Source organism: Amycolatopsis sp. DSM 110486 (genome assembly GCF_019468465.1).
GTDB lineage: Bacteria > Actinomycetota > Actinomycetes > Mycobacteriales > Pseudonocardiaceae > Amycolatopsis.
In genome coordinates this window covers 4,947,015-4,973,534 of sequence record NZ_CP080519.1, presented here as the reverse complement: position 1 = coordinate 4,973,534, position 26,520 = coordinate 4,947,015, and the positions used below count along the sequence as shown (strand labels likewise).

26 protein-coding genes are annotated in these 26,520 nt (G+C 70.6%); 6 read left to right on the top strand and 20 right to left on the bottom strand.

The window, feature by feature from the left end; all coding sequences use genetic code 11:
- Positions 1-86 precede the first annotated feature (86 nt).
- On the top strand, positions 87-581 hold the full coding sequence (locus tag K1T34_RS24325; protein ID WP_220246497.1) for a gluconokinase: 495 nt from the start codon (positions 87-89) through the stop codon (positions 579-581).
- Positions 578-1,948, top strand: a complete 1,371-nt coding sequence (locus tag K1T34_RS24320) for a gluconate:H+ symporter (RefSeq protein ID WP_220246496.1) — start codon at positions 578-580, stop codon at positions 1,946-1,948. The genes K1T34_RS24325 and K1T34_RS24320 overlap by 4 nt, the downstream gene beginning before the upstream one ends.
- On the opposite strand, the gene K1T34_RS24315 is transcribed toward K1T34_RS24320, so the two are convergent.
- Positions 1,945-2,922 (bottom strand): aldo/keto reductase, encoded by a 978-nt coding sequence (locus tag K1T34_RS24315; RefSeq protein ID WP_220246495.1) that lies wholly within the window; start codon positions 2,920-2,922, stop codon positions 1,945-1,947. The two genes, K1T34_RS24320 and K1T34_RS24315, sit on opposite strands and share 4 nt — an antisense overlap.
- 10 nt (positions 2,923-2,932) lie before the next feature.
- Between K1T34_RS24315 and K1T34_RS24310 the strand changes: the two genes are divergently transcribed.
- The 3 genes from K1T34_RS24310 to K1T34_RS24300 all read left to right on the top strand — a co-directional run bounded on the left by K1T34_RS24310 (position 2,933) and on the right by K1T34_RS24300 (position 4,040).
- Positions 2,933-3,136 (top strand): helix-turn-helix transcriptional regulator, encoded by a 204-nt coding sequence (locus K1T34_RS24310; RefSeq protein WP_220246494.1) that lies wholly within the window; start codon positions 2,933-2,935, stop codon positions 3,134-3,136.
- 71 nt (positions 3,137-3,207) lie between these two features.
- Positions 3,208-3,534 (top strand): helix-turn-helix transcriptional regulator, encoded by a 327-nt coding sequence (locus tag K1T34_RS24305; RefSeq protein ID WP_220246493.1) that lies wholly within the window; start codon positions 3,208-3,210, stop codon positions 3,532-3,534.
- Complete coding sequence (locus K1T34_RS24300; RefSeq protein WP_220246492.1) at positions 3,531-4,040, top strand: SRPBCC domain-containing protein; 510 nt, start codon at positions 3,531-3,533, stop codon at positions 4,038-4,040. The genes K1T34_RS24305 and K1T34_RS24300 overlap by 4 nt, the downstream gene beginning before the upstream one ends.
- Positions 4,041-4,092: 52 nt before the next feature.
- Here K1T34_RS24300 and K1T34_RS24295 read toward each other — a convergent pair whose 3' ends face one another.
- From K1T34_RS24295 to K1T34_RS24235, 13 genes are all read right to left on the bottom strand, one after another.
- The gene (locus K1T34_RS24295) at positions 4,093-5,082 is read right to left on the bottom strand and encodes an N-acetylglucosamine kinase (protein ID WP_220246491.1); all 990 of its coding nucleotides are present in this window, start codon (positions 5,080-5,082) and stop codon (positions 4,093-4,095) included.
- Complete coding sequence (locus tag K1T34_RS24290) at positions 5,079-6,344, bottom strand: 6-phospho-beta-glucosidase (protein ID WP_220246490.1); 1,266 nt, start codon at positions 6,342-6,344, stop codon at positions 5,079-5,081. Before K1T34_RS24290 ends, K1T34_RS24295 begins: the two co-directional genes overlap by 4 nt.
- Positions 6,341-7,231 (bottom strand): carbohydrate ABC transporter permease, encoded by an 891-nt coding sequence (locus K1T34_RS24285; protein ID WP_220246489.1) that lies wholly within the window; start codon positions 7,229-7,231, stop codon positions 6,341-6,343. The genes K1T34_RS24290 and K1T34_RS24285 overlap by 4 nt, the downstream gene beginning before the upstream one ends.
- Positions 7,232-7,301: 70 nt before the next feature.
- Positions 7,302-8,330: a carbohydrate ABC transporter permease gene (locus K1T34_RS24280; protein WP_255638683.1), complete on the bottom strand. Its 1,029-nt coding sequence runs from the start codon at positions 8,328-8,330 to the stop codon at positions 7,302-7,304.
- On the bottom strand, positions 8,327-9,703 hold the full coding sequence (locus K1T34_RS24275) for an extracellular solute-binding protein (RefSeq protein ID WP_220246488.1): 1,377 nt from the start codon (positions 9,701-9,703) through the stop codon (positions 8,327-8,329). The genes K1T34_RS24280 and K1T34_RS24275 overlap by 4 nt, the downstream gene beginning before the upstream one ends.
- A 20-nt stretch (positions 9,704-9,723) precedes the next feature.
- The gene (locus K1T34_RS24270) at positions 9,724-10,965 is read right to left on the bottom strand and encodes an ROK family transcriptional regulator (RefSeq protein ID WP_220247382.1); all 1,242 of its coding nucleotides are present in this window, start codon (positions 10,963-10,965) and stop codon (positions 9,724-9,726) included.
- A gap of 211 nt (positions 10,966-11,176) precedes the next feature.
- Entirely contained in the window at positions 11,177-11,545 is a 369-nt protein-coding gene (locus K1T34_RS24265; protein ID WP_220246487.1) for a hypothetical protein, read from the bottom strand.
- Positions 11,546-11,704: 159 nt separating this feature from the next.
- On the bottom strand, positions 11,705-12,718 hold the full coding sequence (nudC, locus tag K1T34_RS24260; protein ID WP_220246486.1) for an NAD(+) diphosphatase: 1,014 nt from the start codon (positions 12,716-12,718) through the stop codon (positions 11,705-11,707).
- Positions 12,718-14,103: a pitrilysin family protein gene (locus K1T34_RS24255; RefSeq protein ID WP_220246485.1), complete on the bottom strand. Its 1,386-nt coding sequence runs from the start codon at positions 14,101-14,103 to the stop codon at positions 12,718-12,720. The genes nudC and K1T34_RS24255 overlap by 1 nt, the downstream gene beginning before the upstream one ends.
- Positions 14,100-15,395: a pitrilysin family protein gene (locus tag K1T34_RS24250; RefSeq protein ID WP_220246484.1), complete on the bottom strand. Its 1,296-nt coding sequence runs from the start codon at positions 15,393-15,395 to the stop codon at positions 14,100-14,102. The genes K1T34_RS24255 and K1T34_RS24250 overlap by 4 nt, the downstream gene beginning before the upstream one ends.
- Positions 15,396-15,404: 9 nt before the next feature.
- Positions 15,405-16,889 (bottom strand): DUF2207 domain-containing protein, encoded by a 1,485-nt coding sequence (locus K1T34_RS24245; RefSeq protein WP_370643836.1) that lies wholly within the window; start codon positions 16,887-16,889, stop codon positions 15,405-15,407.
- A gap of 172 nt (positions 16,890-17,061) precedes the next feature.
- Positions 17,062-17,751 (bottom strand): DUF2207 domain-containing protein, encoded by a 690-nt coding sequence (locus tag K1T34_RS24240; RefSeq protein ID WP_220246482.1) that lies wholly within the window; start codon positions 17,749-17,751, stop codon positions 17,062-17,064.
- A 4-nt stretch (positions 17,752-17,755) separates the two neighbouring features.
- Positions 17,756-18,859 carry an RDD family protein gene (locus K1T34_RS24235; RefSeq protein ID WP_220246481.1) on the bottom strand — a complete coding sequence of 368 codons (1,104 nt, stop codon included), beginning with the start codon at positions 18,857-18,859 and terminating at the stop codon, positions 17,756-17,758.
- A gap of 254 nt (positions 18,860-19,113) precedes the next feature.
- Here K1T34_RS24235 and K1T34_RS24230 point away from each other — a divergent pair, with 254 nt between their 5' ends.
- On the top strand, positions 19,114-20,118 hold the full coding sequence (locus K1T34_RS24230; RefSeq protein WP_220246480.1) for a stage II sporulation protein M: 1,005 nt from the start codon (positions 19,114-19,116) through the stop codon (positions 20,116-20,118).
- Here the strand turns inward: K1T34_RS24230 and K1T34_RS24225 are convergent.
- From K1T34_RS24225 to K1T34_RS24200, 6 genes are all read right to left on the bottom strand, one after another.
- Positions 20,030-20,890, bottom strand: coding sequence for an RICIN domain-containing protein (locus K1T34_RS24225; protein WP_255638682.1), 861 nt, complete (start codon positions 20,888-20,890; stop codon positions 20,030-20,032). The two genes, K1T34_RS24230 and K1T34_RS24225, sit on opposite strands and share 89 nt — an antisense overlap.
- A gap of 124 nt (positions 20,891-21,014) precedes the next feature.
- Entirely contained in the window at positions 21,015-22,307 is a 1,293-nt protein-coding gene (locus K1T34_RS24220; RefSeq protein ID WP_220246479.1) for a DUF58 domain-containing protein, read from the bottom strand.
- A 3-nt stretch (positions 22,308-22,310) separates the two neighbouring features.
- Positions 22,311-23,294, bottom strand: a complete 984-nt coding sequence (locus tag K1T34_RS24215; protein WP_220246478.1) for a MoxR family ATPase — start codon at positions 23,292-23,294, stop codon at positions 22,311-22,313.
- The gene (locus tag K1T34_RS24210) at positions 23,291-24,430 is read right to left on the bottom strand and encodes a DUF4350 domain-containing protein (protein WP_220246477.1); all 1,140 of its coding nucleotides are present in this window, start codon (positions 24,428-24,430) and stop codon (positions 23,291-23,293) included. The genes K1T34_RS24215 and K1T34_RS24210 overlap by 4 nt, the downstream gene beginning before the upstream one ends.
- Positions 24,427-25,062: a DUF4129 domain-containing protein gene (locus tag K1T34_RS24205; RefSeq protein WP_220246476.1), complete on the bottom strand. Its 636-nt coding sequence runs from the start codon at positions 25,060-25,062 to the stop codon at positions 24,427-24,429. The genes K1T34_RS24210 and K1T34_RS24205 overlap by 4 nt, the downstream gene beginning before the upstream one ends.
- On the bottom strand, positions 25,056-26,327 hold the full coding sequence (locus tag K1T34_RS24200; protein ID WP_220246475.1) for a hypothetical protein: 1,272 nt from the start codon (positions 26,325-26,327) through the stop codon (positions 25,056-25,058). Before K1T34_RS24200 ends, K1T34_RS24205 begins: the two co-directional genes overlap by 7 nt.
- Between the last annotated feature and the right edge of the window lie 193 nt (positions 26,328-26,520).

The following is a 26,520-nucleotide window of genomic DNA, read 5'->3' as shown; positions in this document are numbered from 1 at the left end:
TTACCGCTCTGATTCGATTAAGTACTACTTCTTCGTGAATAAGTAGTACTTTTGGGTTTGACTCGTGCGGACACAAGGAGGTGCGGATGACCGTCATCGTCGTGATGGGTGTGTCCGGCTCGGGGAAGACGACGGTCGGCGAGGCGCTGGCCGAGCGCCTGGGCGTGGAGTACGCCGAGGCCGACACCTTCCACCCGAAGGCCAACATCGAGAAGATGACCGCCGGCCACGCGCTGACGGACGCCGACCGCGAGCCCTGGTTGCAAGCGATCGCGCACTGGATCGCGGCGCACCAGGAGTCCGGTGGAATCGTGTCGTCGTCCGCGCTGAAACGCCGCTACCGCGACGAACTGAGAGCCGGCGGCAGCGTCTGGTTCCTCCACCTCCACGGCGATCGCGACGTGCTCGCCGAGCGCATGCAGGCCCGCAAGGGCCACTTCATGCCCGTCACGCTGCTCGACTCCCAGCTCGCGGACCTCGAACCGCTGCAGCCGGACGAGCCGGGCCACGTCGTCGAGATCACCGAACCTCCCGCCGCTCTCGTCGAGGCGGCGCTTCACGCGTTCCAGGAGCGTGCATGACCACCACCCTCGCGGCCGGTTGGACCGGCCACGACACCCGCCTGATCCTGGCGACGGTGCTCGCCATCGCCGTGATCGTGGTGCTGATCAGCAAGCTGAAGCTCCACCCGCTGCTGGCGTTGACGATCGGCTCCGGCGTGCTCGGCCTCGTGGCCGGTATGCCCGTGGACAAGCTGTTGAAGAGCTTCGAAAGCGGCGTCGGCAGCACGGTCGCTTCGGTCGGGTTGCTGATCGCGTTCGGCGCGATGCTCGGCAAGCTGCTGGCCGATTCCGGTGGTGCGGACCGGATCGTGGACACGATCCTCGGGCGCGTGCACGGCGGCGGGCTGCCGTGGGCGATGGCGCTGGTGGCCGCGTTGATCGGGCTGCCGATGTTCTTCGAGATCGGTCTCGTGATGCTGATCCCGGTGGTGCTGCTCGTCGCCAAGCGCAGCGGGAAACCCGTGCTGCTGCTGGGAATCCCGGCGCTCGCGGGCCTGTCGGTGCTCCACGGGCTGATCCCGCCGCACCCCGGCCCGCTGGCCGCGGCGGGTGCGCTCGGCGCCAACGTGGGCATCACGCTCGCGCTCGGCCTCCTCGTCGGCATCCCGACGGTGGTCATCGCCGGCCCGCTGTTCGGTCGCGTCGCGGCGCGGTGGGTGCCGGACGCCACGCCGCCGCAACGCTTGGTGCCCGCGTCCGAGAGCACCGAGGTCGACAAGCGGCCCAGCTTCGGCGCGACGCTGACCACGGTCCTGCTGCCGGTGGCGCTGATGTTGCTGAAGGCGCTCTCGGACATCCTGCTGGGCAAGGAAAACGCCGTGCGCCGCGTGCTCGACTTCGTCGGCGACCCGCTGGTGGCGCTGCTGCTCGCGGTCCTCGTCGGCATGGTCACGCTGGGCCGCCCGGCGGGCCTGCATCGCGCGAAACTGTCGTCGATCATCAGCGACTCACTCGCCCCGATCGCGGGCATCCTGCTCATCGTGGCCGCGGGCGGTGGCTTCAAGCAGACGCTGGTGGACGCCGGCGTCGGCGGCGTGATCACCAACCTGTCCACCGGCGCCCACCTGTCGCCGCTGCTGCTCGGCTGGCTGGTCGCCGTGGCGATCCGTCTGGCGACGGGCTCCGCGACCGTCGCCACGGTGTCCGCCGCCGGCATCGTCGCGCCGCTCGCCGCCACCCTCGACCCGACGCACAACGCCCTGCTGGTGCTGGCCATCGGCGCCGGTTCGCTGTTCTTCTCGCATGTGAACGACGCCGGGTTCTGGCTGGTCAAGGAGTACTTCGGGATGTCCGTGGGGCAGACGCTGAAGACGTGGTCGGTGATGGAGACGGTGATCTCGGTGGTGTCGATCGCGTTGATCCTGCCGCTGGGCGCCTTGCTTTAGGGCGTGCGCGACGGATAGGCGCCGTCGAGGGCCCAGGCCGGATACTCCGGCCGCAGCGCGCTGACGGCGTCCAGCTCGGCGAGGTCCTGCCCCGTGAGCTCCAGGTCGACGGCGGCGAGGTTCTCGCGCAGCTGGTCGGGCCGCTTGGCGCCGACGATCACGCTGGTCACCCCGCGCTGCGCCAGCACCCAGGCCAGCGCGACGCGGGCGACGCCGACGTCGTGGCGGTCGGCGACCTTACGCAGCGCGTCGACGATGTCGTAGCCGCGCTCGCGGTCGATCGGCGGGTTGTCGGCCTGGGCGCGGCGGCCGGAGGCGTCGTGGCTGTCGCGGGTGAACTTGCCGGAGAGGAAGCCGCCGGCCAGCGGGCTGTAGACGAGCAGGCCGAGCTTCTCCTCGTTGACCAGCGGCAGCAGCTCTCGCTCGAGATCACGGCCGACGAGCGAGTAGTACGCCTGCAGCGACACGAACCGCGGGTAGCCGCGCAGGTCGGCGACGCCGAGGGCCTTGGCGAGCTGCCATGCGAAGGTGTTGGACGTGCCGACGTAGCTGATCTTGCCTTGGCGGACGGCGTCGTCGAGGGCGGCCAGGGTCTCGTCGAGCGGCGTCAGGTGGTCGTGGGCGTGGATCTGGTAGAGGTCGATGTGGTCGGTGCCGAGGCGGCGGAGGCTGTCCTCGATCGCCTGGCGCAGGTGCACGCGGGAGAGCCCCACCTCGTTGGGGCCGACGCCCATGCGCGAGTACGCCTTGGTGGCGAGCACCACGTCGCGGCGGCGGCCCTTGAGGATCTTGCCCAGCAGCTTCTCGGTCTCGCCGCCGGCGTACATGTCGGCCGTGTCGATGAGGTTCACGCCCTGGTCCAGAGCGATGCCGACCAGTTCACCCGCCGCCTTGAGGTCCAGCCCGCCGATCACGTCCCAGGGCTGCCGGCCCGAGCCGCCGAACGTCATCGTGCCGAGTGCGATCCTGGACACGAAAGTTCCGGTGGCGCGGTTCAAGGCGCTGGTGGGGTTGTCGCCGATGGACTACCTGCTGCACCGGCGGATCTCCGGCGCCACCCGGGAGCTGGCCGAGGGCCGCACGGTCGCGTCCGTCGCGGCGCGATGGGGGTATGGCTCGGAGAGCGCGTTCAGCGCGGCGTTCAAGCGGGTCACCGGGGTCTCCCCCGCGAGCAGCCGAACCCGCTGATCAGCACAAACGCCAGACCCTGATTCGAGCACGGGTTGACATGTGACCTGTTGGTCACCTATTCTTGCCGGGTGCCTGACGACGACCTGGTGTTCAAGGCGCTGGCGGATCCGACCCGCCGGGGTCTGCTGGACCGGCTGTTCGAGCGTGACGGCCGCACGCTCACGGAGCTGGAGTCCGAAGTGGACATGACGCGGTTCGGGGTGATGAAGCACCTCAAGCTGCTCGAGGAGGCCGGCCTCGTCGTCACGCGCAAGGAGGGGCGGGAGAAGCTCCACTTTCTCAATTCCGTGCCGATCCGGGAGATCCACGACCGGTGGATCGACAAGTACACCGAGCGCCACGTGTCGGCGCTGATGGAGCTCAAGAGCGATCTGGAGAGGGAGCCACCGAAATGACCGAGACCAAGACCGTGCAGGTCAACCGCGTGTACATCAAGGCGACGCCGCAGGCGATCTGGGACGCGATCACCAAGCCGGAGTGGACGCAGAAGTACGGGTACTCCGGGCTGGCCGAGTTCGACCTCAAGACGGGCGGCAAGCACCGCACCAAGCCGACGCAGGAGTTCATCGACGCGGGGTACACGAGCGACCTGCTGGACGGCGAGGTGCTCGAGTCCGACCCGCCGCGCAAGCTCGTGATCACGTGGAAGCTGCTGATGGACCCGAGCCTCATCGCGGAGCCCTACACCACGCTCACGTACGACATCGAGGAAACCAAGACCGCCGGGACCAGACTGACCGTGACCCACGACGTCACGGGCGCGCCCGGGCACGCGGCGCTGGTGTCGGGCGCGATGGAGAACGTCGACGCCGGTCCGGGCGAGAACGCCGGTGGCGGCTGGGCCTGGGTGCTTTCCGACCTCAAGTCCGTGCTGGAGACCGGGAAGAACATCGTGGGCTGAGCCCGGCCGACGGCGGCGGCGGTGTCCACACGGGACACCGCCGCCGAACGCGTCAGATCCGTTGCGTGGCGGCCTTCAGCGCGGCCTTGGCCTCCGCGGAAGCACCCAGCTCGTCGAGGCCGAACAAAGCCGCGCCGACGACGGGGTTCACGTCGACCACCCGCACCACCGCCCGCGGAGCCACCTTCAGGCAGCGCCGCTCGATCTCGGAGATCACCGACGGGCCGACGCCCGTGAGTACTCCCCCGCCGAGCACCACCTCGGGTGCCGACTGGGTCAGGTCCAGCTGCCGCAGGATCACCGCGGCGAACACGCTGACCTCCTCCACGAACCGCGTCACGACCTGCTGCGCGACCTCGTCGCCGGCGGCGGCGACGTCGAACAGTAGCGGGCACAGCCCGTGGATCCGGACGGAGTCGATCTCCTTGAAGTGCAGGCCCTGCACCACGTCGAACACTCTCGAAACACCGAAGAAACCCGAAACCGCCGCCTGTAGAGCCGTAGAAGGCCCGCGGCCGTCTTCCGCGCGCACGGCCCACCACAGGGCTTCCTCACCGAGGCGGTAACCGCCGCCCCAGTCACCGGAGATCTTGCCCAGCGCGGGAAAGCGGTGCACGCGCCCGTCCGGGCCGACGCCGGCGCCGTTGATCCCGGCGCCGCACACCACGGCCACGCCCGTGCCGTCGGAGCTGCCTGCGCGCAGCAGAGCGAGCACGTCGTTGCCCACGTGCAAGGTGGAGCTCCAGCCGCGCGCGAACAACGCGGCGTGCAGTGCCTCTTCCTCACGCGGAAAATCCAGCCCCGCGAGGTAAGCCGAGGTGTGCACGCCGAACGGCCGTGTCGTCGGCAGACCCGCCGACGTCAAGGCCGAAAGCACCAGCGTCTCCAGCGCCGCGACGCAGCCGTCGACGCCGACGTTCTGCGGCGAGGCGCCGGGGCCGCGCGATTCGGCAAGCACGTCGCCCTCGCGCGACACCACGAGCACCTCGGTCTTGCTGTTCCCCCCGTCGATCGCCACGACCGCGGGCCCGGCTTCGCTCATCCGCGCGCCCACGGCAGGAAATCACGGTTGATCGACACGAGGGAGTCGGCCAGCTGGTCGGCCTTGGTGTACTGGCCGACGAGCGGGTGGGCCAGCAGCGCGTCGGCCACGCGGTCGCGTCCACCCTTCACGGCGGCTTCGAGCGCGAGGTGCTCGTAGGCCGTGACCGCGGCGATGAGGCCGGCGAAACGCGGTTCCACCGTCTGCTGCGGAATCGCCCGAGCACCGTCCGAATCCACAGTGGACGATACCTCGATCACCGCATCGTCGGGCAGGAAGGAGAACGTGCCGTCGTTGCGCACGTTCACCACGTGCTCCTCGGCCGGCCCGCCCGCCGTCAGCGCGTGCACGAGCTGCACGGCGGCCTCCGAGTAGTACGCGCCGCCGCGCTTCTCCAGCGAATCCGGCTTGGTGACCTGCTCCGGGTCGAGGTAGATCTTCAGCAGCTCCTCCTCGACGTCGCTCACCACCTCGGCGCGCGGCCGCTCGGTGAGCTGCTTGGCCACCTGCGCGTCGTGCGAGTAGTAGTACTTCAGGTAGTACGACGGCACGGCGTTCATCCGGCGCATCCACTCGACGGGCGCGGTCACCTCCTCGCCCAGGAACTCCGCGTGCTTGTCCAGCAGCTCGGGCAGCCGGTCGACGCCGTCGACGAGCACGCCGCGTTCCCAGCTCAGGTGGTTGAGTCCGGTGTGGACGAGCCGAACGTCTCCCGTGGATGCACCGAGCAGCTTGGCGAACTTCCGCTGCAGGTTGATCGCGACGTTGCACAGCCCCACCGCGCGGTGGCCTTCCTGCAGCAGCGCCCGCGTGACGATGCCGACGGGGTTCGTGAAGTTCACGATCCACGTGTCGTCACCGGCGACCTTGCGCACGCGCTCGGCGATGTCGAGCACCACCGGCACCGTGCGCAGGGCCTTCGCCAAGCCGCCCGCGCCGGTCGTCTCCTGGCCGACGCAGCCGCACGCGTGCGGGAACGTCTCGTCCGACGCCCGCGCCTTCTGCCCACCCACCCGCAGCTGGATGAGCACGGCCGAAGCGCCTTCGACGCCTTCCTCCAGGTTCGCGGTGGTGCGGACCCTCGCCGGGTGCCCGGCGTGGTCGAGCAGCCGCTGACTGAACCCGCCGACGGTCTCCACGCGGTAGGCATCCGGGTCGATCAGCACAATCTCGTCGACATCCAAAGTGGACCTTCGGCCCGCGATGCCGTCGACCAGTTCCGGCGTGTAGGTGGACCCGCCACCGACGACTGCCAGCTTCATCCCTTGACTCCCGTGAACGTGATGCCCTTGACGAACGACTTCTGCGCGAACACGAACAACACGATCACCGGCGCCATGATCAGCGCGGTCGCGGCCATCGTGAGGTTCCACTCCACGTGGTGCATGCCGCGGAACGAGGCGATGGCCAGCGAAAGTGGCCAGTTGTCCTGGTTCTCACCGGTGTAGAGCAGGGGTCCGAAGTAGTCGTTCCAGGTGAACAGGAAACAGAACATCGCGGTGGCCGCGATTCCGGGCTTGGCCATGGGCAGCAGCACCCGCGTCATGGCCCGGAACTCGTTGCAGCCGTCGATCTTCGCCGCTTCCAGGTAATCCTTGGGAATGGTGAGGAAAAACTGGCGCAGCAGGAAGATCGAGAACGCGTCGAAGAAGAAGTACGGAACGATCAGCGGCACGAGCGTGCCGGTGAGGCCCATCCGCACCCACAGGTCGTACAGCGGCACGACGGTGACCTGCGGCGGCAACATCATCGCGGCCACCGTGAGCATGAAGAACAGGTTCTGCCCACGCCATTTGAGCTTCGCCAGGCCGTACGCCGCCGGGATGGCCGACACGAGCGCGCCGACCGTCGCGAGCGACGAGTACAGCAGACTGTTGCCGAAGTACTCCAACAGAGGCGCCTTTCGGAACACCTCTACGAAGTTCTCGAAATGCCATTCCGTGGGCCACAGGCTCGACGTCATCGCCTGATCGCTCTTCATCACCGCGGTGAGGAACACGAACAGCAGCGGCAACACGAAGATCACACCGAGCGCGATGCCGATGGCGTGGGTCGCGATGAAGCCCAGCCGCTTGTCCCACTGGCGCCGGAACCGGACCCTCGGGGGCACGGACGCGGGTGGTCGGGTAGGTGCCGAAATCGTCGTCATGCCCCCACTCCGTTCTTGCGGGAGACCCGCACCCGGTCGGGGCCATGAACCGGCTGGCGCGAGTATATGTTCATGCCCCCTCCTCCTGGTGCTGGGATTTGCGTAGCTGTCGCACCAGCACCCACGTGAAGCCCGCGGACACGATGAACAGCAGCACGGCCATCGCCGCCGCGTAACCCATGTTGAAGTAGCGGAAACCCTGTACGTACAACCAGATCGGATACGTCAGCGTCGAGTTCTCCGGCGCGCCGATGAGTTTCGAGTTGCCGGCCACGTCAGCAGTGCCCGCCGAGGCGGACGACGCCACGATGGCTTGGGTGAAGAACTGCAGCGCGTAGATCATCGAGTTGACCACACCGAAGAGCAGCACCGGCGAGATCGTGGGCAGCGTGACGTGCCAGAACTTGCGGACCGCGCCGGCGCCGTCGAGCTCGGCGGCCTCGTACTGCTCGGTCGGCACGTCGAGCAACGCGGCCAGGATAATGATCATCAGCTCGCCCGAACCCCACAGTGCCAGCAGCGTGAGTGACGGTTTCGACATCACCGGGCTGTTGAACCACAGCCCGCCGTCGATGCCCACGAGGTGCAGGAACCGGTTCACCGGGCCGAACTGCGGGTTGAACACGAAGACGAACGCGAGCGTCGCAGCGGCCGGCGGCGCGAGCGTCGGCAGGTAGCACAGCGTGCGCACCAGGCCGACGCCCGACTTCAGCCGCGAGATCACCGACGCGACGCCGAGCGAGAACAGCACCCGGCAGATCGTCAGGATGATCACGAGCCACAACGTGTTGTACGCGGCGGTCTTCACCAGCGGCTCGCTGGTGAACATGCGCACGTAGTTGTCGAACCCGATCCACTGTGGAGGGTTGATGAGGTCGTAGCGGGTGAACGAGTAGTACACCGTGGCGATGAGCGGGTACCCGAAGAAGATCAGGAACCCCAGCGTCGCCGGCGCCATGAAGTAGAACACCGTGCGACGGCGCTTGGCCCGGCGGGATCCCGCCCGCACCTTGGTAGGTGCAGGCGGGATCGTCGCCTCGGTGGGGAGGACTTGCGCCGAGGTACTCTTTACCGCCGAGGCGCCATCAGGCAGAGTCATCCGCCCGATCCTTTTTGTGCCAGCTCGTCATTGACTTGGGCGTCGACCTGCTTGAGGCCGGCGTCGAGATCGGGCACGGAGCCGGCCTGCCACTTCTCGGCGAAGTCGTTGACCGCCTTGAGGAAGGCGTCACCGATCGGAGTGGACGGGTTGGCGACCAGTTTGCCGCTGCCGTAGATGTCGAGGAACGTCTTGAACTGCGGCGGCGCGTCGAGCTTCGGCGAGGACAGCGAAGCCGTGGTGCTGGGCACGTTCTTGAGGCCGTTGGCCATGTCCACGAGCGTGTCGGTGTCGAGCGTGACCTGCTTGATCAGCTCCCACGCGGCGCCGGGGTTCTTGGCGCCCTTGGGGATCGCGATGATCGTGCCGGTGGCGAAGCCGGCACCGTAGTGGTCGGCCATGCTGTCGAGCACCGGCGCGGGCGCGGTGGCGTAGTTCAGCGTCGGGGTCTGGTCCTTGATGAACGCGGTGCGGAACTCACCGTCGTACATCATCGCCAGCTTGCCCTTCTGGAAGCCGTTGTCGGCAGAGTACTCGTCGCCGAGTCCGGCCTTGAACTTTTCGACCTTGTCGTGGCCGCCGTAGAAGTCGATGAGCTTCTTCTGGAACTCGAACATCGCCTTCCAGCCGGGGCTGGACGAGATCGACGACTTGCCGTCCGGGCCGATGAACTGCGCGCCGAAGTTCGGGGCCCAGTACTGCGCCTGGTTGGCGTAGAACGGCATCGCCGGGATGAAGCCCATCGTCTTGATCGAGCCGTCCGGGTTGAACTCGGTGAGCTTCTTCGCGTCCTCGAACAGCTCGGTCGTGGTCTTCGGCGGCGAGGAGATGCCGTGCGCCGCGAACATGTCCTTGTTGTAGTACAGGCCGTAGACGTCGGCGAGCATCGGCATGGCGCAGCGCTTGCCCTGGTACGACGTGTAGTCACGCACGGCCTGGGGGATCTGGTTCACGTCGATCTTGTCGCGGTCCAGGTACGGCTTGAGGTCGGTGAAGCTGCCGGTGGAGCACCACGCGCCGAGGTTGTCGGTGTAGAAGGAGATGGCCACGTCGGGCGGGTTGCCGCCGCGGATCGACTGCGTGAGCTTGTCGTCGTCCTGGTTGCCCTCGTGGTTGATGGTGATGTTGGGGTACTTGGCCTTCAATTTGTTCAGCGCGGCCGTGACCACGCCGTACTCGCGGTCGGTGAACTTGCTGTAGACGGTGAGGGTGAGCTTGTCGTCCTTGTTCGGCGGCGCGGCGGCGTCGCCCGAGCCGCTCGGCGCGGCCGCGCCGCACGCGGCGGTCGCCAGCAGCGTGGCGGCGGCCGCGGCGGACAGCAGCAGAGAACCACGCCTTCGCGCGATCCTCCGGATGCGGGTCGTGGGGGCCATGACCCTCCTCCTCATGGTGGTTACTCGGTCGGGGACGGGGCAGAGCTCGGGAGTGCCGTCCGAGGCACTCCCGCTGTGTCCTCCAAGGGCCGACGCGACCCGCGGAGCGTGGGGGTGACGACGCCGAAGACGTCTTCACGGGCGGTGGCGAGCGCGGACTGCAACGCGCCCGCCCGCACGGCGTTGCCCTGCACCGAAGCGAGCGCGACCGGGGTGCGGGGCAGGACCAGTTCGTGGAGTTTCCGTGCGACTCTCTGGGCGAATTCGTCGCCACCGGCGCGGCTCGTGTCGCCCGAAAGCAGGATGAGCTGCGGGTCGGCCACGGCCACGAGGCTCGCGAGACCGCCGGCGACGCGGCGGGCCAGGTCGTCGAGGAAGGGTTGGTGGCTTTGGGTTGTCGCTTGGATTACTGCTTGCGGGCCTGTTTCGGCAGTGAGGCCGTGCGCGTGGGCGAGCCTTGCGATGGCGGGCGAGTCCACGAGGTTGCCGAATCGCGCGCCGGCCTCGGGCCAGTGGTCACCGGTGTCCACAGTGGACGGGTCGGGCACGCGCATCCAGTCGATCTCGCCGCCACCGCCGGTCGCGCCGCGCAGCAGCCGGCGCCCGATGACCACGGCGCCACCGACACCTTCGGAGAGCCACACCATCACGAAATCGTCGACTTCCTGGGCTTTCCCGACCGTCATCTCCTCGACGGCCACCAGGTTCACGTCGTTCTCGATGGTCACGGCGATCCCGAGCTCTTCGCTCAGCCTTGCCGGCACGTCGAACCCCAGCCAGCCGGGGATGTGCGGCGCGGAGGAGAGCAGGCCCGTACGCGGGTCGAACGCGCCCTGCGCGCCGATCACGACGTTGGCCAGGTCATCGAGGTTCTTGCCGGCTTTCTTGGTGACGTGCTTGAGCGCCTTGCCGAACGTGCCGATCACGTCGGCGCCCTCGTGCACAGGCAGCTCGACCTGGTACTCGGCTTCGACCGTCCCCGCGACATCCGCGATCACGAAATCGGCGACGTGCGGCGTGAGATCCACGGCGGCCACGTGAGCGAGGCTGCCGTTGACGGCCCACAGCTGAGCCCGCGGCCCGCGTCCGCCACCCGCGCGTTCGCCCGCTTTGCCCACGAGATTGTCCTGCTCGAGACGCGTGAGCAGCTGCGCCGTGGCCGGCTTGGACAGCCCGATCACGACCTCGAGCTCCGCCCTCGTGAGCGGCCCGCCGCGCAGCAACGCCTCGATCGCCGCGCGATCGTTGATCTCGCGCAACATCCTCGGGCTTCCGGCGCGCACTCGTGGCCCCTTAATTAGGATACTTTACAGACGGTTTCGGGCGACTGTAGTGAGCGGGGCCACATCGCGTCAATGGTCATCCGGAACGAGCGGGTAACACTTCGAGTCCAGGAGGTTTCGGACGCGGCGGTGGGTGATGGGGTGGATGCTCAGCGTGCGCGCGGCGTCGGAGGCAGATCTCCGGAGGCCGTCAACCGCCGTAGAAGTCGCCCAGCGAGGTGCGGGTGTAGGAAATCAGCAGGTCAGCCTGGGCGAAGCCGGCGGGCAAGCACCCGCGCACGCCGTCAAGGAGCTCGCCGAATCCGACGGGAGGCGTCACCACGTGGGCGAGCGGATGGTGTTCGCGCAGCTGCTTCATCAGGTCGGCGATGTGGATCACGGCGGCATCGGCGTCGATCTGCCACAGCCAGGCCAAGATCTCGCCGTACGCGGCCGGCGGACGCGCGACCGCTTCCCGGGCGGTGGTGCGGAATCGGTCGATCAGCACGGTGGCTGTTCCGGCGACACTGGCTTGCCTCAGCGCACTGAGGACGCTCCGCGGAACGACGACGGTGTCCATGCGCCCCATGCTGACACCGAGCAGCCGTGGTCGACGGAGGCTCGCCGGGCGCAGCCGGTTCGAGGAAACGACGGCACAGGGAAATCACGCTACTGCGAAACGACAAAGGCCCTCCCCGGCTCAAGCCGGGGAGGGCCGTGTCACGAGCGAAACCGAACGTCACTCCTCCGCGTCAGCCCACGCCTTCAGCATCACGCGGGCGATCGACGAGTTGCCCGGCAGAATGATCTCCGACGCACCACCCGCGATCGGAGTCGGGACCGCCGCCCCGCCCGCGCTGTTGCGGAAAGCGGCGCGGACCTCGTCGCGGGAAACCCACAGGGCTTCTTCGATCTCGCCGTCCGCGGGGACCAGCGGGGCGGAGCGGTCGGCGCGGGCGGTGAAGCCCAGCATGATCGAGCGCGGGAACGGCCAGGGCTGGCTGCCCAGGTAGCGGATGTCCGTGACGGAAGCGCCCACTTCCTCGCGGATCTCCCGCGACACGCAGCCCTCCAGCGACTCGCCGGCTTCGACGAAGCCGGCGAGGACGGAGTAGCGGCCCGCGGGCCAGACCGGCTGGCGGGCGAGCAGCACGTGGGAGCCGTTGACGCCGTCCTGGTCGTGGACGAGGCAGATCACGGCCGGGTCGGTGCGTGGGTACTCCTCGTGGCCCTTGGCCTCGCACTTGCTGGCCCAGCCGAACTGGATCAGGTTCGTGGGTGAGCCGTCGCGGGTGCAGAAGCGGGCCTGGCGCCGCCAGTGGCGCAGGGCCTGCGCGGTGGTGAACAGGCCGGCCGAGGTGTCGTCCAGCTGGTCGCCGTAGCCGCGCAGCTCGACCCAGATCTCGCCGTCGACGCGCGGGACCTCTTCGACCACGCCCCAGCTGCCGGACATCTGCACGGTGTCGACGTCGCCCTCGGGGCGGCCGGGCAGCGACCAGTAGTCGGTGTCCTCCCACTCGCCGAGGAACACCGCGTCGGCCGGGGGTTCCGTGCCGAAGTCGATGGCCTTGCGGGCGGCCAGCGAGGAGCTGCCCTCGGCCACCGGCGTGCGGCCGGTGTCGTCGAGCAGCACCACGCGGGCCTCGGACCACTTGGAGACGAGACGCTCCGGGTTGGTGCGCAACGTCTCCTGACGGTCCACAGTGGACCGCGACAGGGTCGGCAGCGACTCCAGGGTGAACGGTACGGTCATCAGTCGGCCGTCTCCGAGCCCACCGTCACGTCACCCAGCGCGGTCAGCTTCGGCGCGAGCAGCTCCGCGTCGCCGACCACCACGCCGGTGAACCGCTTGGGCGCGAAGTACTCCAGCGCCACCTCGGCCACCTGCTCCCCCGTCACGGCCGCGAGGCGCGCCGGGTGCTCCTGCAGCCATTCGACGCCGAGGCCCGTGGTCGCCAGCGCCATCAGCTGCCCGGCCAGACCCGACTGCGAAGACGTGGAGGTGAGCAGCGAGCCGATCGCGTACTGCCGCACCGACTCCACCTCCTCGCCCGTCGGCGGCACGAGACCGAGGCGCCCCAGCTCGTAGCGCGTTTCGAGCAGCGCGGCGGCGGTGACCTCGTTGGCCGTGTCGGCGTCGACGTTCACCACCGCGTTCTCGCCGGTGAACTCGAAGCCGGAGTGGGCGCCGTAGGTGTAACCCTTGTCCTCACGGATGTTCTCGACCAGGCGCGAGGAGAAGTACCCGCCGAAGGCCAGGTTCGCCAGCTGCAGCGCCGCGTACGACGGGTGCGTGCGGGCCACCGTCTGGGCCGAAAGCCGGATCTGCGACTGCACGGCGCCGGCGCGCGGCACCAGCAGCACGTTGCCGCCGGTCAGCTCCGGCAGCGGCGGAAGCACGAGAGCCGAGCGGTCCGAGGCCCAGCCGCCGAGCGCGCGGTCGAGCTCGGCCGGCACGGTGTCGGGGTCGATGTCGCCCACGATCACCAGCACGGAACCACGCGGCAGCACCGAAGCCGCGTGCAGCGCCCGCACCTGCTCGGGAACGACGACAGCAACATCAGAAGCCTGCGGGACCTCACGCGTGACGGGGTGGTCGCCGTAGCGCTGCTTCTGCAACGCCTCCCGCGCGATCGTGCGCGGCTGCGTGCGCGACACCGCGATGCGCTCGATCAGCCGCTCGCGTTCACGGGTCACCTCGGCCTCGCCGTAGGTGGCGCCGGTCAGCACGTCGCCGAGCACGTCGAGCAGCGTCGGCAGGCCTTCAGCCAAGGCGGAACCGTTGAGGTACAAGCGTTCCGGGTCCACGCCCGCGCCGAGGTCGCCGCCGATCAGCGCCAGCTCCGCGTCGATCTCCACGCGGTCGCGCTTCGCGGTGCCGGTGAGCAGCGTCTCGGCCAGCACCTCCGCGGTGGCCGGGTGCAGCGCGTCCTCACCCGCGAACGGGATCCACAGCCGCACCTCGACGAGCGGGACCGAAGCCTTGCGCACGGCCAGCACGCGCAGGCCGTTACTCAGCGTGGTGTCCACATGGGACAGGTCGGTGGCGGCGCGCTGCGCGCCCAGCTCGGGCAGCGGACGCGGACCGGTCGCGGTGCGCCCGATCTCCTGCGCGCTGCGATGCGTAGCCGAAGTCACTGCTCGTCCATCCCTTCGGAGTTGGCGGGCTTCACGACGAGCACGGCGCGCGCGTCGGGGCGCAGCGCCTTCGCCGCGGCCGAAACGGCTTCGCCGGTGACCGCCGACATGCGGTCGGCCAGCCGGTGCACCAGCGACGCGTCGCCGTAGAGCAGCTCGAACGCACCCAGCGCCAGCGTGCGCGACACCAGCCGGTCGTGTTCCGAGTGCAGGCTCGCGGCCCAGCGCGCGGTCACCTTCTTGAGCTCCTGCTCGTCGGGCGGCGTCGTCGCGAGCTCGTCCAGCACCTCGTCGAGGGCGGCCAGCACGCGCTCGCGATCCACGTCCGGCGGGTGGATCGCGGTGATCGTGAACGTGTCGGGGTCGCGCGCCTCGAACGGGCCGAACAGCCCGGCGCCGGCGCCGATGTCGACCACCAGTGGCTCGCGGTGCACCAGGCGCTGCTGCAGGCGGGAGCCGTCACCGTCGGTGAGGACGCCGGCCAGCACCAGATACGCGAGGTAACCGTCGAGGTCGTTGATCGGGTCGGGCATGCGGTAGCCCACGGCGATCGCGGGCAGCGGCGCGTGCGCGTCCTCGTGCTCGCCGTGCAGCTCCGTGGTGGGCAGTGGCTCGGCAAACGAAGGCCGCACCGGCGCAGGCCGGTGCGGCACGTCGCCGAAGTGCTTTTGGATGAGCGCCTTGGCGTTCTCCACCTCGAAGTCGCCGGCGACGGTGAGCACCGCGTTGGCCGGCGAGTAGTAGGTGTCGAAGAAGGCGGCGCAGTCGTCGAGCGTCGCGCCTTCGAGGTCCTCGAACGCGCCGTAGCCGTCGTGGGCGTTGGCGAACGTCGAGTACAGCACCGGCGGCAGGAGGATCCAGGGGAACCCGCCGTACGGGCGGTTGCGCACGTTGAGGCGGATCTCCTCCTTGACGACCTCGATCTGGTTCGCCAGGTTCTCCGCGGTCAGCTTCGGGGCGCGCATGCGGTCGGCTTCGAGGAACAGCGCGCGCTCGAGGGCCGCCGACGGCAGCACCTCGTAGTAGTCGGTGTAGTCGGGGTGGGTGGACCCGTTGAAGGTCCCGCCGCTCGACTGCACGTGGCGGAAGTGGGCCAGCTTCTCCAGGCTTTCACTGCCCTGGAACATCAAGTGCTCGAAGAGGTGCGCGAAACCCGTCAACCCCTCCGGCTCGGAGCGAAAGCCCACGTCGTAGTGCACGCTGACCCCGACAACAGGCGCGGTCGGGTCCGGGGCGAGCACCACGCGCAGACCGTTGTCAATCGTGAAACGGACGAGCTCGGGATCGGCCATGCCCCCACCCTACGCAGAGGACCCGACCCTCGGCTCGGCTGGTGGCACCCCTCCCAGCGCATGGGGCGCGCTCTTGGTCGCGGCGCCGAGCGCGGCCAGGAAAGCGCTGGTCCGGGCGGGTGTGGCGGGGGCGCCGAACCAGTACGCCTGAAGCGAACAAACCGGTTCCGCGAGCGTGCCGAGCCAACGGTCGGCTTCGCCGAGCGCGACGGCGTACGGAAGGGCGCGGGAGAAGATCAGTTCGGTGACTTCCGCCGGTGTGGCCAGTTCGGTGCGCAGGCCCCGGAGTTGGTCGCGCAGAAGGCTGCCGTCCTGCGTGCGCGGAGGCAACCATTGGGCGAAGAGGGCGAGCGCGGCGCCAGTGGCGACCACGACCAGGCCGAGCTGGGCGTAACCGGCGGTGAAAGCGAGCAGGGCGGTGAGGAAGACGCCGTAGAAGCACAGGCGGGCGGCGATTTTGGCAAGCAGGGCCGGCCGGCGCGTGAGCCAGCCGCGGCGGACGACGGCGGTGCGCAGTTCGTCCTCGATGTCCGGCGTGATGGCCGACAGCGGCGCCGAATCGCCGGGGACAGCGGTTTCGTAGACCGTCCGTTCGAAGGCGGTGAGGTACTCGTCGGGTGGGTTGCGGCGGTGGAGAGTCCAGCCTTCTTGCCCGTCTTCGCCGACCCACAGGTAGTTGCGGACGCAGAGGTCGAGCACGGTGACGGCGACGTCGAGGTCGTCGGTACGGCCGGTGAGCAGGAACCCGACGTGACCGGGGAGCACGCCCTGGGGTGAGGAGAACTGGCCGTCGACTTCGAGCCGGACCGGGAGCACGGCGGCCCGGTCGCGTCGGCGCAGGACCCGCAGCGTGACGAGGCCGGCGATGACGAGCGCCGCCAAGGCGAGCCACGCGGCCAGGATCGGGGTGGTGACGAGGAAGGCGCCGGCCACGGACTTCGCGGGCACGAGCTGTTCGGTCGCGGGCACGGTGCCGGCGGGCAGCTCCGCGGTGAGCTCCACGCGGTCGCCCGGCGCCAGCTTCGACACCGACACGCGCGTGAGCCCGGAGTGGTCGAGCTGCGCCGCACCGCACGGGGTGGCGGAGCCTGGCGGGCCCGCCAGGCAGACCACGGCGTCGGGCAGGTTCGGTGCGGCGAAGGTCGCGCGCAGCAGCTCCAGGCGGGTGTCCCAGCCGCCGGCGAGGTCCCAGGTCAGGTGCTCGACGCCGAGCGTCCTGCCGACGGTCCCGGCCACGGTGTAGCGGACCACCGAAGTGCCGCCGCGCAAGTCGACGACGATCTGGTCGTCCGTGGTCTGCGTGCTGCCGGAGCCCTCGATGCTGAGGTCGCGCACGGTGAGCACGCGGTCGTGGCCGGCGTCGGCGGAGGTGCGCAGCGGAAGGGTGCGCGTCATCGTGGTGCCGGCCGGGACGGAGACGGCCTCGGTGACGGACAGGGTGCCGTCGCGCTGGAGTTTGAGCGTGACCTCGGCGCTTTGCGGCAGGGCGGGCAGGTCCTGGGCTTGGGCCGGGGTCGCGGCGAAGACGAGGGCCGGGATCGCCAGGACGACGGCGAAGCTGCGGAAGCTACTGTGCCGATCGTTACCGATCCGACCACAGTCACGGCCGAATGACTTCGCGGCAACGGTTACGTGCCGCGCGGGGGTCGGCCTACTTTTGGCCGGATCAGTAACCATGGCTGAGCACCTCGCAGCGGTTCTTGCCACGACGACGGTGCAGCCACGTCGGCACGGCGGCGATCAGCAGCAGGACCAGGGCGAGCACGGGAATGCCCGGGCCCTTGAAGAAGTCGGCCACCGGGGAGACCGCGACGAACCGGGCGTTGGCGGGCAGCGCGCCGGGCGGGATCTCGACCGCGAGGTCCACGCGCTCGCCGCGGCGCAAGCCGTCCTGCTCGACGCGGGCGATGCCGCCGGCACCGAGCTCGGAGAACGTGCAGTGGCGCGCCGAGCCGATCGCGCCGGCGTAACAGTCCACTGTGGAGATCCCCGGGGCGCTGAACGCCGTGGTGAGGCGGGTGAGGTCGGCGTCCCAGCCGCCGGTGACCTGCCAGCGCAGCTGCCCGCCGCCGGCGACGGCACCGTCCACTGTGTACGACAGGGTGGCGGGGCCGGTGTAGGTCGCGACGAGGCCGTCGGAGTCCTCGTCGAGGTGGCCGGAGCCGGTGAGGCGGGCGTCGCGGACGGTGTAGACGCGGTCCTCGTCGTCGGTGGTGGCCACGCGCAGGGCGATGCGGTGGGTGGCGGGAGTGCCGGTGGTGACCTGTTCGGTGACCGTGACGGAGCCGTCAGGGTGGGCCGTGGCGGTGACGTCGGCGGTGAGCCCGGCGAGCGCCGTGGCGAGTTCCAGGAGCATCGGGTCAGCTCGGCGGGGTGAAGGGGTTCTCCGGCTCCGGCTCCCGCTCCGGCGGGGCCGGTGGCGCGGGCTGTTGCGGCGAGTACTGCTGGGCAACCGGCTGGGACGCGTGCTGGGCGGCGGGTTCGAACTGATGGGGCTGGGTCTGCTGCGCAACCGGCTGGAACTGCTGCTGCGGCTGAGGCGCGACCGGCTGGAGCTGTTGGGCCGTCGGCTGGACTTGCTGCTGGTACTGCTGAGTCTGCTGGGCGGCGGGTTCGAACTGCTGCGGCTGAAACTGCTGAGACGGCTGCCGCTGCTGGAACGGCTGCGGCTGGTACGCCTGCGGCTGCGGCCCCGCGTATACCTGCTGTGCCAGCCGCGCCTGGTCGCGGTTGCGCCGTTCCGCCAAAACCGCCGAGAGGAACACCCACGCCGGCATCCCGTACGGCACCGCCACCCCCACGGCGTGGGCCGTCTGGTCGGCAAGCCCCTGGCCGAGCGCGTGGGCCGCGTCGGGCCGCAGCTCGTGGAAGCGGTTCAGGTACTGGCGCGCGGCGAGCGCCAGGTCGTCGGGCAGGCGGCTGAGGTCCAGCTGCGCAGCCCAGCCTTCGAGGCCCGGCGGCATCACGACCTGGGCCTGAGCGCTCTGCGGCACGCGTTCGCGGATCACCAGCGTGCCGGCCAGGTAGTCGCCGACGCGGCGGCCGTTCGACGAGCTCAGCGAGACGATCACGGCCACCGCGCCCAGGAACCCGAGAGCCCAGAAGTCGACGAAGAAGCCGGCGAGAGCGCGGGTGAGGGCGTGGCGGAAGCGGATGGGGCCGCCGTCGAGCCGGACCACGCGCAGTCCCAGCGCCATCTTGCCCAGCGACTTGCCGCGGGTGAGCGTCTCGAACAGGACCGGGTAGCCGATCACGATCAGCACGAACACCGACAGGAACAGCGCGATCGTGAGCGCCGGGTCGAGGTCGGACGAAGTTGCGGCCACGGTGACCACGACGATCAGCAGGAGCGCGCCCTGCACGAGCACGTCGAGCAGCATCGCGGCGCCGCGGCTGGCGAGCTTGGCCACCCGAAGGTCGAGGACCACAGCCTCACCGGTGACGAGATCGGACTCTTCCTGCACCGGGCCAGCCTAGTTGCCGGTCCGGCCAAAAGTAGGCGGGCACCCAACCGAGCGCCGCCTGCATGTCGCAACGTTTCCGCCGTGGCTGTGGCCGGATCGGCAACAGACGGCCCAGTTGCCGGTCCGGCCAAAAGCAGGCGGGCACCCAACCGAGCGCCGCCTGCAAGTCGCAACGTTTTCCGCCGTGACTGTGGCCGGATCGGCAACAGCCACGGCGCAGTGAGCCCTAGGCTGGGGTCCCAGGAGGTGATCCGGTGGATGTCGACGTCTTCGTCGCGGCGCACGGCGCGGAGTGGGCCCGGCTCGGCGAGCTCGTGCGGCAGCGCAGGCTGTCCGGGGCCGAGGCCGACGAACTCGTGACGCTCTACCAGCGCACGGCGACGCACCTGTCGATCATCCGCTCGACCGCGCCCGACCCGGCCCTGCTGGCACGGCTGTCGGCCCTGGTCGCGCGGGGCCGTTCGGCCGTCACGGGCTCGCACAGCCCGGCGTGGCGCGAGGTGGCGCTGTTCTTCACCCGCCGTTTCCCGGCCGCGGTGTACCTCAGCCGGCGCTGGTGGATCCCCGCCGCGCTGGCGTCGGTGGTCGTGATGGCGGTGCTCGGCGTGTGGATCGCGAGCGACGAGTCCGTGCGTTCGGCGCTGGTCTCCCCCGACGAGATCAAGGCCATGACGGCGCCCGGCGGCCAGTACGAGACGTACTACTCGACGGGGCCGGCGAGCTCGTTCGCCGCGAAGGTGTGGACGAACAACGCGTGGGTGGCCGCGACCTGCCTGTTCCTGGGCGTCGCGCTGGGCCTGCCCGTGATCAGCGCGCTGTGGCTCAACTCACTCAACGCGGGAATCGCCATCGGCCTGATGTCCTCGGCGGGCCGCGGCGACGTGCTGCTCGGCCTGCTGCTGCCCCACGGTCTGCTGGAGCTCACGGCCGTGTTCATCGCCGCGGGCACCGGCCTGAAGCTCGGCTGGACCGTGATCGACCCCGGCCGCCGGTCCCGCAGCGCCGCGCTGGCCGAACAGGGCCGGTCCGTGGTCGTGATCGCGCTGGGGCTGGCGTGCGTGCTGCTGGTGTCCGGCGTGATCGAGGCCTTCGTGACGCCGTCGGGCTGGCCGACGTGGGTGCGCATCGGCATCGGCGCGGTCGTGGAACTGCTGTTCCTGACCTACGTCTTCACGCTCGGCCGCCACGCCGCGCGTGACGGCGAGCGGGGCGACCTCGACCGCCGCTACACCGGCGACGCGCTGCCGGAAGCGGGCTAGCAGAGGCAGCTGCCCTCGAAGGCGATGGAATTGCCGTCGTCGAGGGTGGCGCTGCCGGTGAAGCGGATGTCGAACTCGCCGGGTCGGTGAGGACGAGCTTCGGGCTCGTGGCTTCCCCGTCGGCGCCGGTTTTGGCTTGTGCGGTTTCCTTGCCGCCTTCGAAGACCAGCACGTTCCGCGCCCGGGCGGCGTGGACGTAGAAGGTGACGGGCACGTCGGGCGCCGGCTGGCCGTTCTCTCCGATCACGCGGACCACGAACGGGTTTGCGGGGTCTTTCGTGGCCAGGTGCTGGCCGTTGCCGGACAGGATGGCGAGCGTGCGGCCACCCGCCGCCCACGCGTTGGACAGGCCCGGCAGCGAACAGACTTCCTGGTACAGCCGCGCACCCGGCGTCGGCGCCTCGGCGGTGAGGCAGCGCGCGGAGGCGACGTTCGCGATCGTCACCAGCCCCGGGTTTCCCGCGACACGGCGCCACTGCTGCTTGTGGTCCCCGTCGGCGCAAGCGGCCGGCAGCACGCCCACGCCGTCGACCGGACTCTGCGCGGCGAGGCACTGTCCACTCGCGACATTGCGGTAGTGCTGGGAACCCTTGTCGTACGTCCAGGCCGCGCTCGGATCCTTCGCGTCGGCCAGCTGCACCTTGCCGCCGACGGTGGCGAGCGAGACGGTGCCACCACCGTCGGCGAGGTAGACGGGCGCGCCGTCGGCCGCATCGGCGACCCCGCCGGACCCGATGAACAGCAGCACCACCACGAACAGCAGCCGACGCACGCAAGCACTCCCTCGAGCCGAAGTTGCTTCCGGCTTAACAGCACCGGCCGCGGCGGACCAAGGGGAGCCACTCCATCGGGTGCGGATCACGTGCTGGCCCGCGTCGGCCCAGAACCCGACTCCCCTACAGCCGGCCGGCGGCTTTCAGCGCCAGGTACCGGTCCGCCAGCGCCGGGGGCAGGTCTTCCGGCACGGCGTCCACCACGTCGACGCCGCGGCGGCCCAGGCGGGCGGTGACGGAGGCGCGTTCGGCCAGCGTGCGCTCGGCGGCGGCGGCATCGTAGACGGCTTCGGCGTCGCCGCGGCCTGATGCCATCTCGGCGACGCGCGGGTCGGCCACCGACGCGACGATCACCTGGTGCCGGGAGGTCAGGGAGCTCAGCACGGGGAACAGGCCCTCTTCGAGCGGTGCCGAGTCGAGGCCTGTCAGGAGCACGACAAGGGCGCGGCGGCGGGTGCGCTGGAGGATTTCCGCGACCATGCCGCGGGAGTCGGTCTCCACAAGGGACGGTTCGAGCGGCGCCATGGCGTTCACGAGCGACGGCAGCAACGTCGTGGCCGACGAGCCCGGCACGGCGGCGCGCACGTGGCGGTCGTAGGCCAGCAGGTCCACGCGGTCGCCGGCGCGGGAGGCCAGGGCGGCGAGCAGCAGCGCGGCGTCCATGGCGGCGTCGAGCCGGGGTGCGTCGCCGACGCGGCCGGCGGAGACGCGGCCGGTGTCGAGAACGAGCACCACGTGGCGGTCGCGTTCCGGGCGCCAGGTGCGGACCATCACGTCGGCCGCGCGGGCGGTGGCGCGCCAGTCGATGGAGCGGACGTCGTCGCCGGCCACGTATTCGCGCAGGGAGTCGAACTCCGTGCCCTGGCCGCGGATCATCACGGCGCTGCGGCCGTCGAGCTGTTGCAGCCGCGCCAGCCGTGACGGGAGGTGCTTGCGGCTGTGGAACGGCGGCAGCACACGCACCGACCACGGCACCTCGTGCGAACCCTGGCGCGCCGCGAGGCCGAGCGGTCCCGCCGCGCGCACGGTCACGCGGACTGCCCGGCGGTCTCCTCGGCGCGTCGGCAGCATGGCGGTGTTGAAGAGCCGGCGTTCGCCCGGTGGCACGGAGATCCGGTGCCGGTCGTCGGCGCCCGCGCTCGGCGGCCACGCGTCGCGCAGCAGCCCGACCACCGCGCGCCGGCCCGGGTTCGTGACGGTCAGGGCGACCTCGGCAGGCTCGCCGAGGCGCACGGAAGTGGTGCCACTGCGCGAAAACCGCAGCGCACGCACGCTGCCGGCGAACACGAGGTCCACGGCAACCAGCACGAGCAGCACCACGACGACGCCGAGCACGCCGGCCGCGGACGGGAACAGCAGCCCGACCACCAGCGCACCCAGCAGCGCCAGCAGCCCGAGCCGCCCGGTGAGAGCCATCGCTCAGCGCGGCACCGGCACGGAGGCCAGCACCCGGTCGAGGACCCCATCGGCGGTCACGCCCTCGAGCTCGGCCTCGGGCCGCACGTCGAGCCGGTGCCGCAGCGCGGGCCGGGCCAACGCCTTCACGTCGTCCGGCGTCGCGTAGTCGCGCCCGGCGAGCCAGGCCCACGCGCGCGTGACGGCGAGCAAAGCCGTTGCGCCACGCGGGGAAACGCCGATGCGCACGGCCGGCAGCTCGCGCGTCGCGCGGCACAGGTCCACGACGTAACCGATGACCTCGGGCCCGATCGTCACACGGGCCACGGCCCGGCGCGCGGTCGCGAGCTGCTCCGCGCCGGCGACCGGGCGGAGGCCCGCGGCGGCGAGGTCCCGCGGGTCGAAGCCCTGCGCGTGGCGCCAGAGGATGCCGATCTCGTCCTCACGCGAGGGCGCCGGCATCGTGAGCTTGAGCAGGAACCGGTCCAGCTGCGCTTCCGGCAGCGGGTAGGTGCCCTCGTACTCCACGGGGTTCTGCGTCGCGATCACCATGAACGGGTCGGGCAACGGCCGCGGCGTGCCGTCGATCGACACCTGCCGCTCCTCCATCGCCTCCAGCAGCGACGATTGCGTCTTCGGCGGCGTGCGGTTGATCTCGTCGGCCAGCATCAGGTTCGTGAACACCGGGCCCTCGCGGAAGGAGAACTCGCCGCTGTGCGCGTCGTACACGAGCGAACCCGTGACGTCGCCCGGCATCAGATCGGGCGTGAACTGCACGCGCTTGGTCTTCAGGTCCAGCGACGCCGCCAAAGCCCGCACCAGCAACGTCTTCGCGACGCCGGGCACGCCCTCCAGCAGCACGTGGCCGCGGCAGAGCAGCGCCAGGATGAGCCCGGTGACGGCCGCGTCGTTGCCCACCACGGCCTTGCCGACCTCGGCGCGCAGGGCGATCAAGGCCGCTCGCGCGTCTTGAGCCTGATTCGGCGCCTGCGTCTGTTCGGTACTCAAGACCGCTCCACCTCTCGTTCCACGCTGTCCAGTTCGTCCGCCAGCCGGACCAGCCCGGCTTCGTCGGCCGGGGGCGGACCGTAGAGCACGCCGCCGACCTCGGCCGGGTTCCGGCCCGTGCGCGCGCTTACCGTCTCGACGACCGCGGCCGCCTCGGCGTCACGCGGCAAGCCCAGCGTCGTGCGCAGCCGCGCGCGGGCCGCTTCCCGCAACGTCTCCGCCGCGTGCCCGGCCGCACCGCCCCGGCGGTACAGCCGCGCGCGGCCCTCGGCCGTTTCCGCCGCGCGCACCACGATCGGCAACGGTTCGCTCACCACCGCGCCGAGGCGGCGCGCGCGCCACAAAGCCAGCAACACCACGGCGATCCCGGCCGTCAAAGCGCCGTAGCGCCAGCCGGGCGGGATGAGTTCGTAGAAGGACTTCTGCCCACCGGCGAGCGCGGGATCCGTCGGCGACGGCACGTACCAGACGAGCCGCTGGTGGTCGCCCAGCAACCGCATGCCGAGCGCCGCGTTGCCCTCGTCGGCGAGGCGGTCGTTGGTCAGCGGTGCGCCCGTGCCGAGCACGGTGACGGTGCCCGAACGGTCGGCGACCTGCACGAACGTCGGCGCGTCGCCGTCGCGGTAGCACTGGCGGGCTTCGGGGTCGTCGGTGCGGAAGCGCGTGCCGCCGAGCGTCACGGGACCGGCGCCGACCGCGGCGCCGACCGTGCAACCCGGGTCGAGCGTGGCGACGTCGGTGCTGCCGACCGCGCTCACCGTCGGGAGCACTTTGGACAGTGACTCCGGCCCCGGCGCCAGCAGCACGAGGTGCGCGACGCGGCGGCGCAGGTCGACGAGGCCGTCGCCCGGAACCTGGTCCGGCGAGGTGATCACGAGCGTGCCGCCGTCGACCTGCTCCAGCGCCTCGGCGATGGTGTGGACGGGGTGGACGTCGACGCCTTCTTCCTGCAGCAGGTGGGAAAGGGCGTGGCTGCCGTTCGGTTCGTAGGAACCCGGCTCGAGCTCGCCGCTCGTCTGGTCGCCGCGGCTGAGCACGAGCGCCAGCGCGACGAGCACGATCAGCAGCAGGAGCGCGAGCGGAACCCGCACGCCGTGCCAAATACGCCGGAGATCAGGCGAGACAGAAGTGCTCACGCGCCCACCAGCACCGGCCGCTCACGGCGGACGCGGTCGTCGAGGTCCGTCAGGGCGCGATAGGCGGCTTCGGTGCCGGGGCGGCCGCCGTAGTGCACGTCGTCGAACTGCCGGGCGCCCGCCGCGAGGTCGGCGGCGAGGGCGGGCAGCAGCGCGCCCGCTTCGGCGGCGGCTTCGTCGGCCGTGCGGCCGGTGCGCGAGTCGAGCAGCGCCCGTTCTTCGAGGCCGCGCACGATGGCGCGGAAGCGCTCACGCACGGCGTCGGCGAACTGTCCTTGTGCGGCAGCCTGTTCGGCCGCCTTGCGGTACTCGTCGGCGCTGCGACGGCGGCCCGTGAAGACCTGCCGCGCCGCCTGCGCCGCGCGTCCGACCTTCCCGACGCGCAGCCGCACCACCACGATCAGCACGATCAGGAGCCCGATGATCAGCAGCAGACCCAGCGGCCCGCCCGGCACGCCGGACAGGCTGTTCAGCAGCTCGCTGAACTTCTCGCCCAGCCACTGCGCGACCTGCTGCAGCACACCGGGCCGCGCGGCCGCGTACGACGGGTCGCTCAGCTCCTGGATCGCCCGCAGGCGGGCGGGGTCCCGGTCGATGTCGACCGGGACGTCGGTGAGCAGGAACGTCACCACGCCTGCCGCGGCGCCGGCGGCGGGTTGAGGCCCGCGGCGCGCGCCAGCTCGATGTCCATGCCCTCGCGGCGCATCCGCTGGTCGATGTAGAGGACCACCGTGACCAGCGCGATGAACGGCGCGACGATCGTCCTCGCGATCACCACGCCCACCGCGCTCAGCACCAGGCCGCCGGTGGTCTGGACCGGCGCCGCGGCCTGCGGGTCGAACAGGCCGGAGAACGCGCCCGAGCCCAGGTCGAACGGGATGGCGATGATCGCCGAGATCAGGTAGCCGATCACGGCGGCGAGCAGCAGGATGCCGAGCACGCGCCAGAACGCGCCCGACACGAGCGTGCGCGAACGGCCGAACGCCTGCCGGATCGTGCCGCGCTCCAGGATCAGCGCGGGGCTGGCGAGCGCCCAGAACACGTACGGGATCACGGCCGGCAGCAGGCAGAAGATCGCGGCGACCATGGTGGCCAGCGCATACAGGACCGTCAGGCCCAGCAGCGGAAGCAGCCGCGGCGCGGCTTCGCGCAGCGCCGTGCGGAAGTCGACGGGACGGCCGAGCACGGCCTTGCCCATGACCACCGTGAGGAAACCGGTGAGGAACGTCTGGCCGAGCAGCGTGATGATCAGCGTCGGGATCAGCGACAACGCGGTGCTGCCCAGCAGGTTGTACATCGCGTCGAGCGCTTCCTGCTGCGTGGCGGCCGGACCGAGCGTCGCGACGCGGTTGAGGTCGGGCTGCACCACGAGCTGCACGATGAGGTTCAGGCCCGCCACGAACACCGCGATGACCGCCGACGTGCCCAGGATCAGCGCCGGGTAGCGGCGGATGGCGGTGATCGCGCCGTCGAGGATGTCGCCGACGTTGAGCGGGCGCAACGAGATCACGCCGGGTTTGCCGAGGCCGTGCGGGGTCCAGCCGCCCTGCTGCCCATAGGCGCCGGCGGGGTACTGCGGCATCGGCTGCCCGTACTGCTGACCGGGCGACTGCCACTGACCACTGGGCGGCGGGGTCTGCTGCTGCCCCGGCGACTGCCAGCCGCCGGACGGCGGGGTCTGCGGGGTCTGGGGCTGCTGCGGCGAAACGCCGCCGGTGCCGGGTGTCTGCTGCGAGCCTTCGGGCTGCGCGGTGCCGGACGCGGGCGTGCCGGAAGCGGGCGTGCCCGTGGAACCGGTCGCTTCAGGACTGGTCGGTTCGGGACGCTGGAAACCCTGGCTCGGGGTGGGCGCGTCGTCGGGTGCGCCGGACCCCGGCGAACCGGGTGTGTCTGTCATCGAAGCCCCTCGTATTCACGACCCGTCACTTGCTGCCGCTCACTCTTCCAGAGGCGCCCAAACCGGGCCAGACCTGGGGTGACACCCGGGTCGGGTGACGGCGTCGGCACGAGTGGTGCGTACGCCCCCCGTTCCCCCGATATGCTGAACGGAAGCCGGGGGCCGCCCGGCCCGTGCCGAGACCCTCCGGGAC